This is a genomic window from Pseudomonas sp. R11-23-07 (genome assembly GCF_003852295.1).
Taxonomy (GTDB): domain Bacteria; phylum Pseudomonadota; class Gammaproteobacteria; order Pseudomonadales; family Pseudomonadaceae; genus Aquipseudomonas.
Window position 1 is genome coordinate 3,966,207 of record NZ_CP027761.1, and the last position, 11,848, is coordinate 3,978,054.

At 59.8% G+C, this 11,848-nt stretch carries 12 protein-coding genes and 1 pseudogene; 6 read left to right on the top strand and 7 right to left on the bottom strand.

The window, feature by feature from the left end; all coding sequences use genetic code 11:
* Positions 1-141 precede the first annotated feature (141 nt).
* A complete protein-coding gene (locus C4J84_RS18130; protein WP_124435874.1) occupies positions 142-459 on the top strand; it encodes a hypothetical protein in 318 nt (105 codons plus the stop codon).
* Here the strand turns inward: C4J84_RS18130 and C4J84_RS18135 are convergent.
* From C4J84_RS18135 to C4J84_RS18145, 3 genes are all read right to left on the bottom strand, one after another.
* The gene (locus C4J84_RS18135) at positions 452-1,315 is read right to left on the bottom strand and encodes a carboxylate/amino acid/amine transporter (RefSeq protein ID WP_124435875.1); all 864 of its coding nucleotides are present in this window, start codon (positions 1,313-1,315) and stop codon (positions 452-454) included. The genes C4J84_RS18130 and C4J84_RS18135 overlap by 8 nt on opposite strands.
* Positions 1,316-1,517: 202 nt before the next feature.
* Positions 1,518-2,117: an FMN-dependent NADH-azoreductase gene (locus C4J84_RS18140; protein WP_124435876.1), complete on the bottom strand. Its 600-nt coding sequence runs from the start codon at positions 2,115-2,117 to the stop codon at positions 1,518-1,520.
* A 151-nt stretch (positions 2,118-2,268) separates the two neighbouring features.
* On the bottom strand, positions 2,269-2,583 hold the full coding sequence (locus C4J84_RS18145) for a 3-phosphoglycerate kinase (RefSeq protein WP_124430208.1): 315 nt from the start codon (positions 2,581-2,583) through the stop codon (positions 2,269-2,271).
* 48 nt (positions 2,584-2,631) lie between these two features.
* On the opposite strand from C4J84_RS18145, the gene C4J84_RS18150 reads away from it, so the two are divergent.
* The 4 genes and pseudogenes from C4J84_RS18150 (at position 2,632) to C4J84_RS18165 (ending at position 6,335) form a co-directional block, all read left to right on the top strand.
* The gene (locus C4J84_RS18150; protein WP_124363864.1) at positions 2,632-3,555 is read left to right on the top strand and encodes a LysR family transcriptional regulator; all 924 of its coding nucleotides are present in this window, start codon (positions 2,632-2,634) and stop codon (positions 3,553-3,555) included.
* A gap of 62 nt (positions 3,556-3,617) precedes the next feature.
* Positions 3,618-3,841 (top strand): annotated as a pseudogene (locus C4J84_RS18155) (alpha/beta fold hydrolase); the annotation flags it as partial.
* Positions 3,842-3,844: 3 nt separating this feature from the next.
* The gene (locus C4J84_RS18160) at positions 3,845-4,408 is read left to right on the top strand and encodes a peptidylprolyl isomerase (RefSeq protein WP_124367910.1); all 564 of its coding nucleotides are present in this window, start codon (positions 3,845-3,847) and stop codon (positions 4,406-4,408) included.
* Between the two features lie 94 nt (positions 4,409-4,502).
* On the top strand, positions 4,503-6,335 hold the full coding sequence (locus C4J84_RS18165) for an ABC transporter ATP-binding protein (protein WP_124435877.1): 1,833 nt from the start codon (positions 4,503-4,505) through the stop codon (positions 6,333-6,335).
* Positions 6,336-6,543: 208 nt separating this feature from the next.
* Here the strand turns inward: C4J84_RS18165 and C4J84_RS18170 are convergent, their stop codons facing one another.
* The gene (locus C4J84_RS18170; protein ID WP_124415286.1) at positions 6,544-7,668 is read right to left on the bottom strand and encodes a GNAT family N-acetyltransferase; all 1,125 of its coding nucleotides are present in this window, start codon (positions 7,666-7,668) and stop codon (positions 6,544-6,546) included.
* A gap of 283 nt (positions 7,669-7,951) precedes the next feature.
* On the opposite strand from C4J84_RS18170, the gene C4J84_RS18175 reads away from it, so the two are divergent.
* A complete protein-coding gene (locus C4J84_RS18175) occupies positions 7,952-9,274 on the top strand; it encodes a putative porin (protein ID WP_124363868.1) in 1,323 nt (440 codons plus the stop codon).
* Between the two features lie 31 nt (positions 9,275-9,305).
* Here the strand turns inward: C4J84_RS18175 and C4J84_RS18180 are convergent, their stop codons facing one another.
* The 3 genes from C4J84_RS18180 to C4J84_RS18190 are packed head-to-tail and all read right to left on the bottom strand — an operon-like array spanning position 9,306 to position 11,295.
* Positions 9,306-9,539, bottom strand: a complete 234-nt coding sequence (locus C4J84_RS18180) for a zf-HC2 domain-containing protein (protein ID WP_124435878.1) — start codon at positions 9,537-9,539, stop codon at positions 9,306-9,308.
* On the bottom strand, positions 9,533-10,147 hold the full coding sequence (locus tag C4J84_RS18185; protein WP_124435879.1) for an RNA polymerase sigma factor: 615 nt from the start codon (positions 10,145-10,147) through the stop codon (positions 9,533-9,535). The genes C4J84_RS18180 and C4J84_RS18185 overlap by 7 nt, the downstream gene beginning before the upstream one ends.
* A 26-nt stretch (positions 10,148-10,173) precedes the next feature.
* The gene (locus C4J84_RS18190; protein ID WP_124435880.1) at positions 10,174-11,295 is read right to left on the bottom strand and encodes a beta-ketoacyl-ACP synthase III; all 1,122 of its coding nucleotides are present in this window, start codon (positions 11,293-11,295) and stop codon (positions 10,174-10,176) included.
* Between the last annotated feature and the right edge of the window lie 553 nt (positions 11,296-11,848).

Genomic DNA, 11,848 nt, shown 5'->3' on the forward strand with positions numbered 1-11,848 from the left:
CTCTTCTAGATGTGTTGTTACGTTACACCAAAAAAGACCCGAGCATGAACTGATAGGACTGTAAGCGTACGCCCTATTAATAAATTGAATCCCAGGTAACGGAACAAGGTCATTGAGTATAAGAGTAGGAGACGCCCATTGATGTATCCAACGACGCCCGATGGCCGCTATTTCCTAGTCAACGGCAAACTCTGGCGGTGCAGCAATCCTTTACTACCCTCAGACGTTCGGCAGCGTTTGGTTAACGAGCTTATGGATGCACGTCGTGAAGTAAAAACCGCCAAAGCGTCAGGTGATGAGGGCCAGCTGAAAAGCGCGAGGGCGAAGGTTCAAAAGGCCAAGGTTGATCTGGGCGAGCGCGGGTCGGTCTGGTGGGATGATGGTTCACCCGACTTCAATCAATGTCAGGTGAAACACACGCCCTATTCGGCCTGGCACAAGTCTCTCGCTGCTATGTAAGCGACGCCCGCTTGATCCCCAACCGACTGACCCACACCGCCGCCAGAATCACCAGGCCGCCCAAGGCCAGTCTTCCCAGCGGCTCATGCTGGTTCCAGATCAGCAGGTTCAGCAGCAGCCCCACCGGCACATGCAGGTTGTTCACCACCGCAAGGGTGCCGCCATTGACCAGGCAGGCCCCCTTGTTCCACCAGTACATGCCCAGTGCGGTGCTGACCAGCCCCAGAAACACCAGCACGCCCCATTGCAGCGGCGCCTGGGGCAGGAAGTCCGCCTTGCCGAACAGCAGGAACGCGGGTAACACCACCACCAAGGCGCCCAGGTAGAAATAGCCGAAACGCCGGTAGTGCGGCTGATCACTTGGATAGCGCGCCACCAAGTGCTTGTACATGACTTGCCCGGCGGCGTAGGTGAAGTTGGCCAGTTGCAGCAGCAGGAAGCCCATCAAGAAGTGCGGCGTGATCTGGTCGAAGCGGATTACTGCCGCGCCCGCCACCGCCACCAGCGCGGCGACCAGTGCCCAGGGATTGAAGCGCCGGGTGAGCGCGTCTTCGATCAGGGTCACGTGCAACGGTGTGAGGACAGTGAACAACAACACCTCCGGCACCGTGAGTACGCGAAAGCTCAGGTAGAGGCACACGTAGGTCACGCCGAACTGCAGCGCACCGATGATCAGCATGCTGCGCATGAATGCCGGTTCCACCGCGCGCCAGCGGGTCAATGGAATGAAGATCAGCCCGGCCAGGACCACGCGCACCAGCACCGCGAAATAGCTGTCGACGTGACCGGCGAGGTATTCGCCGATCAAGCTGAAGGAAAATGCCTGAATCAGGGTAACAACCAGTAGATAGCCCATGTGCGCCTCGTTTCGAATGGGCGCGACATTAAAGCTTTTCGATGTTTGAAGAAACTCGAGGCAAAAAAAACCCGACCTCGCTAAAGCGGCAGTCGGGCAGGAGCACTCAGGAGCACAAGTGCAAAGGGAGGTTCGGTACGCGTACTTGAAGGGATTGCGTGGCCCTAGATAAACACCGGGGGATTATCTGGCGATTAAAGGATCAAGCCACTTGGGCAAGCAGCGCCTTTGCATGGTTGAGGCCTTTTTCCTGGAAGTCACCGCTCAGGTTCACGCCTTCGGCATGGATGAAGGTGACGTCGTGAATGCCGATAAAGGCCATGACCTGGCGCAGGTACGGTTCCTGATGGTCCGATGCAGCGCCGGTGTGAATGCCGCCACGGGCGGTGAGCACGATGGCGCGCTTGCCGGTCAGCAAGCCCTGCGGCCCGGTGGACGTGTACTTGAAGGTCACTCCAGCGCGCAACACATGGTCCAGCCAGGCCTTGAGGGTGCTGGGGATGGCAAAGTTGTACATCGGCGCCGCCATTACCAGAACGTCTGCAGCGAGCAACTCGTCGGTCAATGCGTTGGAGCGGTCCAGGGAGGCCTGTTCGATCGGGCTGCGCTGTTCGACGGGCTTCATCCAGCCGCCCAGCAGGTTGGCATCGAGGTGGGGCACCGGGTTGAGCGCCACGTCGCGCACGGTGATCCGGTCATCTGGATGGGTGGCTTGCCATTGGCTGATGAACTGCTGGGTCAATTGGCGGGAAATCGAATCCTGCTGGCGAGCGCTGCTTTCGATGATCAGAACGTTGGACATGGCTATTTAGGCTCCATCGGTAAATGCTGTAAGTCGATGGAGAAAAGATTAACCAGGGCCCGTTCGATTAAAAAGCACAAAAAACTGCTATAACCCATCTATAAATTTGTTTATAAGCGGAGTATTCCCTTGGGCATGCTCCGCTTTTGCTTTATTTCGGCGCGCACGTCAGGGCGATGCGCATCTTGATGATCGCGCGGTTGAACTTGACCGTGGTGTTGGTGCTTTTGCCCGCAGGTACGGTGACAGTACGACGCCGCGGCGCCTCAGGGCCGTTGGTAAAGACTACCGAACACACCGCCGCTGTCGTGCCGTAGTTGTTGAGCTGAATCGAACTGATATCGCCGTCCACATCGGACGCGGTGTAATCGATGCTTACACCCTCGATCTTTTTCGTCACGTCGATGGGATAGGCAAACGCGCTCATCGGCAGCAGCGCCAGCACCACACAACAGAATTTTCTCATTCGGCAGTCTCCAATAAGGACCGCCAGCTTAGGACAGAGGACCTCATCTTGAAAGCGCCCCGCGTTACCCTTGATCAATGGCGCACGTTGCAAGCCGTGGTCGACCATGGCGGCTTCGCCCAGGCGGCCGAAGCGCTGCACCGTTCGCAGTCCTCGGTGAGCTACACCGTGGCGCGCATGCAGGACCAGCTCGGCGTGCCGCTGCTGCGCATCGACGGGCGCAAGGCGGTGCTCACCGATGCCGGTGAAGTGCTGCTGCGCCGCTCGCGGCAACTGGTGAAAAACGCCAGTCAACTGGAAGACCTCGCCCATCACATGGAACAAGGCTGGGAAGCCGAGGTGCGCCTGGTCGTGGATGCGGCCTACCCCAATGCGCGCCTGGTGCGCGCCCTGACCGCATTCATGCCGCAGAGCCGAGGGTGCCGGGTGCGCTTGCGTGAGGAGGTGCTGTCGGGCGTCGAAGAGCTGCTGATAGAAGGCGTGGCCGACCTGGCGATTTGCGGGTTCAGCATCGCCGGTTACCTGGGCACGGAAATGAGCGATGTGGAATTCGTCGCCGTGGCCCACCCCGAGCATGCGTTGCACCGCATGAACCGTGAGTTGAGCTTCCAGGACCTGGAAAGCCAGATGCAGGTGGTCATCCGTGACTCCGGCCGCCAGCAACCGCGCGATGTAGGTTGGCTCGGCGCCGAACAGCGCTGGACCGTCGGCAGCCTGGCCACCGCCGCCGCGTTTGTGGGCAGCGGCCTGGGTTTTGCCTGGTTGCCCCGGCACATGATCGAGCGCGAACTCGCTGAAGGCGTGCTCAAGCAACTGCCCCTGGAACAGGGCGGCAGCCGCCATCCCACATTCTATTTGTATTCGAACAAGGACAAACCCTTGGGCCCGGCGACGCAGATCCTCGTGGAATTGTTGCGCACCTTTGATACCGCTCCGCTGGACGCGCCCTTCGCGGCCCCCCGGCAAGCCTGAAGGAGTTCGCCCATGGCCTGCTTTCAATTCCGCAAGCTCGACGCGAGGGTGCGCTGTGGCGGCAGGAACAACGCTCCAGAATCACCTGTCCAACTTGGTTATCAGCGCCGAACACGACTACACCCCCGTGGCGCAGAAAGAAATCTATGTAAAACTGCTGCCCAACGCGCGACTGGTGGTGATTGAAGATTCCCGCCATGCCACGCCCCTGGACCAACCCGAAGTCTTTAACGCTACCCTGCTCGACTTTCTAAACTCCGTCGATGCCACTACCCAGGATCACTGACCCATGCTGAAAAAAATCGCCTTCTTTGCCGGTTCCGTTCTGTTCGCTGCCAACCTGATGGCGGCCGAGCCCGCCAAGGCGCCCCACGTCTTGATCTCCACCACCAATGGCGACATTGAAATCGAACTGGACCCGGTCAAGGCGCCGATCAGTACCAAGAATTTTCTTGCCTATGTCGACAAAGGCTTCTACACCAACACGATTTTTCACCGTGTGATCCCAGGCTTCATGGTTCAGGGCGGCGGGTTCACCCAGCAGATGTCGCAGAAGCCGACCGAAGCACCGATCAAGAACGAAGCCAGCAACGGCCTGCATAACGTTCGCGGTACGCTGTCCATGGCACGTACGTCTAATCCCGACTCGGCCACCAGCCAATTCTTCATCAACGTGGCCGACAATGCCTTCCTCGACCCGGGTCGCGATGCCGGTTACGCCGTATTCGCCAAAGTGGTCAAGGGCATGGACGTGGTCGATGTCATCGTCAACTCCCAGACCACCACCAAGCAAGGCATGCAGAACGTGCCAATCGATCCCGTCCTGATCAAGTCGGCCAAGCGCATCGACTGAGGTCTGCGGGTAGACCTGCAAGTAGCTCCGCACGTTGCCCACAAGGCAGCGTGCGCATTTGAAAGGAGAGCCCGCACGGCGGGCGTCAAGCCTAATGCTCTATCGTCGTTTTGAACAACTGATCGACATCTTCCGCGATGCTCCCAGCGCGGCCCCTCCCGAAAAAGTCCTGCCCTTCTATCTCTATTACCTGCGCCAGGTGTGGCCCTGCTTCGCCGCATTGCTGGTGGTGGGACTGGTCGGTGCGCTCATCGAAGTCGCGCTGTTCAGCTACCTGAGTCGCATCATCGATCTGGCCCAGGGCACGCCGCCGGCGGATTTCTTCCAGGTCCACAGCGCGGAGCTGATCTGGATGGCCGTGGTCGCGCTGCTGTTGCGCCCGATCTTCAACGGCCTGCACGATTTGCTTGTGCACCAGACCATCAACCCCGGCATGACCAGCCTGATTCGCTGGCAGAACCACAGCTACGTGCTCAAGCAGAGCCTGAACTTCTTCCAGAACGATTTCGCCGGGCGCATCGCCCAGCGCATCATGCAAACCGGCAACTCCCTGCGCGATTCGGCCGTGGCGACGGCGGAGGCCATCTGGCATGTGTCGATCTATGCGATCAGTTCCCTGGTGTTATTTGCCGAGGCAGACTGGCGGCTGATGGTGCCGCTGATCACCTGGATCATCTGCTACAGCCTGGCACTGCGCTATTTCGTACCACGGGTCAAAGAGCGCTCGGTGATTTCCTCCGAGGCGCGTTCCAAGCTGATGGGCCGCATCGTCGATGGCTACACCAACATCACCACGTTGAAGCTGTTCGCCCATACACAGAATGAGCAGGAATACGCCAAGGAAGCGATCATCGAGCAAACCGAAAAAACCCGGCTGGCCGCCCGCGTGCTGACCAGTATGGACACGGTGATCACCCTCTTGAACGGCCTGTTGATCGTCACCACCACCGGCCTGGCTTTGTGGTTGTGGACCCAGTCGCTGATTTCCGTGGGCGCGATTGCCCTGGCCACCGGTCTGGTGATTCGTATCGTCAACATGTCCGGCTGGATCATGTGGGTGGTCAATGGCATTTTCGAAAATATCGGCATGGTGCAGGACGGCCTGAAAACCATCGCCCAGCCGCTGGCCGTGACAGACCGCGACAACGCCCCGCGCCTGAGCGTGCCCCATGGTCAAGTGCGCTTCGAGCAGGTGGATTTTCACTACGGCAAGCAGAGCGGAATCATTGGCGACCTCAACCTTGAAATCAAGGCGGGGGAAAAGATCGGCTTGATCGGCCCGTCCGGCGCGGGCAAGTCGACCCTGGTCAACCTGCTGTTGCGCCTCTACGACCTGCAAGGCGGGCGCATCCTGATCGACGACCAGAACATCGCCGAAGTCGCCCAGGAAAGCCTGCGCGCACAGATCGGCATGATTACCCAGGACACTTCGCTGCTGCACCGCTCGATCCGCGACAACCTGCTGTATGGCAAACCGGATGCAACCGACGAAGAGCTCTGGGCCGCCGTGCACAAGGCCCGCGCCGACGAGTTTATCCCGCTGCTGTCAGACGCCGAAGGGCGCACCGGCCTGGATGCCCACGTGGGCGAACGCGGCGTGAAACTCTCCGGCGGGCAACGCCAACGCATCGCCATTGCCCGTGTGCTGCTCAAGGACGCGCCGATCCTGATCATGGACGAAGCCACCTCAGCGCTGGACTCGGAAGTGGAAGCGGCGATCCAGGAAAGCCTGGAAACCCTGATGCAGGGCAAGACCGTGATTGCGATTGCGCACCGCCTGTCGACCATCGCGCGAATGGACCGCCTGGTGGTGCTGGAGAAAGGCCAGATCGCCGAAAGCGGCAGCCATGCCCAATTGCTGGCACACGGCGGGCTGTATGCGCGGTTGTGGCAGCATCAGACGGGTGGGTTTGTCGGGATACATTGAAGGCATCGAAACCTATGGCAAGGGGTAATGCCAGTCAGTTAAGGACGAACACTGTACCTGTGGCGAGGGAGCTTGCTCCCGCTGGGCCGCGAAGCGGCCCCAAAAATGGGACTGCTGCGCAGTCCAGCGGGAGCAAGCTCCCTCGCCACAGGTTACTTTTTTTTACCCTTTCTACTTCTTAACTGACTGGCATTAGGGCAAGGGGCAGTCAGCCCTGCCGATAAGGCAGGGCCTCCCTCGCCTCTTCGGCATACGCCAGAACCCCCACTCGCTCGCGCTCAAGGAAATCCTCCACGGCGTTTTTCAACCCCGGATGGCGCAGGTAATGCCACGAACGGGTAATCACCGGTTCAAAGCCGCGAATCAATTTGTGCTCGCCCTGGGCGCCCGCGTCGAAGCGTTGCAGGCCGTGGGCGATGGCGTAGTCCATGCCCTGGTAGAAACAGGTTTCGAAATGCAGCCGGTCGAACTCCGCCAGGCAGCCCCAGTAGCGGCCGTAGAAGCTGTCGCCGCCGATCAGGCTGAATGCCATGGCCACCGGGCGTGAGCCCTGTTTGGCCAGTACTACGCGGATCGCCTCGGGCATGCGCTCGGCCAGCAGACTGAAAAACGCCCGGGTCAGGTAGGGCGACTGGCGACGTACCGCATAGGTGTTGGCGTAGCAGGCGTAGACAAAATCCCACTGGGCCTCGCTCAGCTCATGCCCCTGCAGCCACTCGAACTCAATGCCCTGCCCCGCCACCTGCTCGCGTTCTTTGCGCATCTGTTTGCGCTTGCGTGAACTCAGGGCGTCGAGAAAGTCCTGGAAGTCGCGGTAGCCACGGTTCTGCCAGTGGAATTGACAGCCCAGGCGCTGCAGCCAGCCGGGTTGCCGGGCCAGTGCGTCGTCGGCCAACGTGTCGGTGAAGTTGATATGGGCGCCGGAGAGCCCTTCGATTTCCAGGTAACCGGGCAGGCTGTTCAACAGCTCGAAGCCGTCTTCGACATTGGCGGCCAACAGTCGCGGGCCGCTGACCGGACTGAACGGCACAGCCGTCAGCAGCTTGGGGTAGTAGTCGATGCCGGCGCGCGCGCAGGCGTCAGCCCAACCGTGATCGAACACGTACTCGCCGTAGGAATGCCACTTGCGATAGCCGGGCAATGCGGCCACCAGCCGATCACCTTCCCAATGCAGCAAATGCTCCGGCTGCCAGCCCGACTGGGGCCCCAGGCTGGCACTGTCTTCCAGCGCGCTCAGGAAGGCATGCCGCACGAACGGCTGGGCCTGCGGCACCAGGGCATCCCAGGCCTGCGGGGTGATTTCGGACAGGCTGTGCAGGCGTTGCAACGGCATCGGCATCCTCTCTGTTTCTGACGTGAAAGCCTGGCGAGTATCGCCTATCACAGCTCTATGCACATCACCAAAAATGGCCGGACATAGCTCTAAACCGATAGTTCCATCGGCAAACAATTTGTCATGCAGATGAAATCACTTAGCCACTACTCCGTCATAAACCGCCGCGATACTGACGCCTGTTTTCAGAGCACCCGGGTTGCCGGGTGGCATTTTTTTCCGTCCGTCATCGGTCGGTTGTGTCCTGGAGGGGTTGTATCCCTCCTCACTTTCGGAGATTGATATGCGTCTTGCTTCCACTAAAACTGCGGCGGCCCTGTGTGGCGGCCTGATGCTGGCCCTCAGCGTTCCGGCCAGCGCTGCAGTCGACGCTAAGTTGCTCGACATGCTCAAGGCCAACGGCCAGATCACCGCTTCGCAGTACACCGAATTGCAAAACGAGTTGGCCAAAGACCAGAAAGAACAGCAGATCGCCCGACAAGCTCAACAAGAAACCAACGAACAGATCGCCGCCACCGCGAAAAAAACCAACGAGCTGAGCAGCTTCGACCAGAAGCTGGCTTGGGCCGCCAAGACTCAGTTCAAGGGCGATGTGCGCTTTCGCCAGGAAACCATCAAGATCGATGGCGAGCCCAACAACGGTGGGCGTGACAAGGACCGTCAACGTATCCGGGCGCGTCTGGGTGCCTACACCGAAATCAACCCGCAAGTGGACACCGGTATCCGTATCGCCACGGGCGGCGGTGACGATGCGCGCTCCACCAACCAGGACCAGGATGGTTACTTCGATAAAAAATCGATCTGGCTGGATCTCGGCTACATCGACTACCACCCGGATCAGATCAAGAACCTGCACGTGATCGGCGGCAAGATGCTGCAACCGTGGGTGAGCATGGGCGATGTGATCTGGGACAGCGACATCAACCCCGAAGGCCTGGCGGTCACCTACAAATACCCGTTGGGCGCCAGTGCCGAACTGTTCGGCAGCCTGGGTAACTACAACCTCAAGGACAACGTCGACGGCGACGGCGTGCAATTTCGCCACGACCTGCGCCTGACCTCCGGCCAGTTGGGCACGCGTTTCTCACTCACCGACAACCTGAAAATGACCCTGGGCGGCAGCGTCTACGCTTACCAGAACGACAAGGACAGCCGCTGCACGACCACCACCACGCCTTGCGCACTGGCGGTCAACGGCAACTCGGCCAATAATGAATTCCGCCTGTATGAAGGTTTTGCCCAGGCGGACATCGGCGGCCTGGCAGTGCCGTTGGCCTTCTACGGCCAGTACGTGAAAAACAACGATGCCGTGACCGATCAGGACACCGCCTGGTTGGTGGGTGCCAAGTCCAAGGTGTTCGGTTTCAACCTCGACTATAACTACCGCGATACGCAACGCGACGCAGTCGTGGGCGCCTTCACCGATTCGGACTTCGCCAACGGCACCACCGGTTCGCGCGGTCACAAGATGAAGGTCAGCTACGACATCGACAAGAACTTCGCCCTGGGCGCCACCTACTTCCTGACCAAGGCTGACTACGCCAGCCGTACCCAGCGTGACGCCAACACCAACACCCTGCAGTTGGATGCTGAAGCCAAGTTCTAACCTCACCATGTAGGCGCGAGCTTGCTCGCGCCTACATGTCTTTGCGCCGTTCGGCGGCGAGCCGTTCGGCCAATGCTTCCGCATCTTTCACCGGCTCCTGCGGCATGATCCGTAACGTCGCCTGCATCAGGCGCATCTGGCGAATGAAACGCCGACAGTTCGGGCAGAACATCAAGTGATGACGCACCAGCAGACGCTCACGAAAGGTCAATTGCCCATCGAGATAGTCACTGGAACGCGCCACTTGCTCTTTACACGTCAACATTCGCCCGTTTCCTCAAAATGCTCCACGGTTGCGAAGACTTTAAGCCGTGCTCGATGCAACAGCACGCGCACATTGGAGAGTGAGAGCGTCAGAAGATTACAGATTTCTTCCAGCTCCAGGCCCTGGCGCTCGCGCAGCACCAGCACGCTGCCCTGCAACTCGGACAAGCTCAGAATCGTATGCTCCAGGCATTTACGCAATTCCTCCTCGGTCAGCAAGGCTTCCGGCGTGTCCTGGTGCCAGGCATAAGGAGCGACAGCCCAGTGGCCATCGTCGGGCGCGAAGCGGTCATCACCAATAGTGCCGTGGGGAGAAGGCAGGTCGTCGAGTAACACCTCGCGACGATTTTGCTTGTAGCGGCCCTTGGCGGCGTTCGCCGTGATGGTCAGCAGCCAGGTCTTCAAACTGGAACGCCCTTCGAACCTGGCGAGGTTGCGGACCACCGACAACCAGGCATCCTGCACCACCTCGTCGGCATGCCGCTGCCCGACGATGGCATAGGCCACCGCCCGCATCGCACTCTGGTAAGTGGTGACCAGTTCCTTGTAGGCCCGCTGTTCGCCCTTGAGCAGGCGTTCAAGCAGGTGCGCGTCTTCCGCTGCGGCCATTCAACACCTCGATGTAAACGCGCGCCTCAGCGTTTGCGCAGGATCACACTGCCGATGGAATAGCCCGCACCGAACGAGCTGAGCACCGCCACGGAGCCCTTGGGCAAGTCGTCCTGATAGGTGTGAAACGCAATCACCGAACCCGCCGAGCTGGTATTGGCGTAGGTATCGAGGATCACCGGTGCTTCTTCCACCGAGGCCTCGCGGCCGAGCAGTTTTTTCACGATCAGGTGGTTCATGCTCAGGTTGGCCTGGTGCAGCCAGAAGCGCTTCACATCGTTGACGCCCAGCTGGTTTTCCGCCAAGTGGGTAGCGATCAGCTCGGCCACCATCGGGCACACATCGCGGAACACCTTGCGGCCTTCCTGCACGAACAATTTGTCCGGCGCGCCGATGCCCTCTTCCTCCGTGCGGTTGAGAAAGCCAAAGTTATTGCGGATGTTGTTGGAGAACTGGGTCAGCAGCTTGGTGCTCACCACATCGAACTGATGCTCGGACGTCGCCAGGTCAGCCCGCTCGAGGATCACCGCCGTGGCGGCATCACCAAAGATGAAGTGGCTGTCACGATCACGGAAATTCAGGTGGCCGGTGCAGACTTCCGGATTGACCATCAGGATCGCCCGGGCCTGGCCCAGCTGGATGCTGTTGGCGGCATTCTGGATACCAAACGTGGCCGACGAACACGCCACGTTCATATCGAAACCGAAGCCCTGGATACCCAAGGCTTCCTGCACCTCGATGGCAATGGCCGGGTAGGCGCGCTGCAGGTTGGAACAGGCGACAATCACGCCGTCGATATCGGCGGCGGTCTTGCCCGCGCGTTGCAGGGCCTGTTCGGCGGCGCCGACGGCCATCTGGCAGAGCACCGACCATTCGTCGTTACTGCGCTCGGGCAGGCGTGGGGCCATGCGCTGAGGGTCGAGGATGCCGTCCTTGTCCATCACGAAACGGCTCTTGATGCCCGAGGCTTTTTCGATGAACGCCGCACTGGACTCAGTCAGCGCCTGCACGTCACCGCGCTCGATGGCAGCGGCGTTTTCGCGGTTGAACTGCTGCACATAGGCATTGAAAGACTGCACCAGCTCTTCGTTGGAGATGCTGTTGGCCGGGGTGTACAGGCCAGTGCCGCTGATGACGACGTTATGCACGGTCGTTCCTCTAAATCTGTCAGGCAGAAGATATTGGTACCGTCGTACCAAACTGTAAGTCGTTCGATTCCGTCCAGCGGGCATCGAACTGGCAACGCTTTATTCATCTTGTAACCGCGAAGTTTGCCACAACGCCGGTGATTTGGCGCCATATGCCAGACAAACATCTCATTGTGGGAGGGGGCTTGCCCCCGATAGCGGGGTACCAGCCCCTGATCTGTAGCTGACACACCGCTATCGCGGCATAGATATCTACACAACTTTGGCGTAGCCCTGAACCTGTGGCGAGGGAGCTTGCTCCCGTGGCGACCTGGCGGCCTATAGCTATCTGACTGATGCCGCGCGATCCAAATGTGGGAGGGGCGGTGCGACGATTCGACTTGCTCCCGATGGCGGCCTGGCAGCCGACCAGGATGCTGGATCAGGGCGAGTACATATCCGTTGCTGCGGTAACGGCTGCTATGGGTTCCGCCCTTACGGCGTCTCACTTTTGAAAAGCGCAAAAGTAAGCAAAACGCTCTTGCCCCACCACTCGGCACCTCGCTTAGGCTCG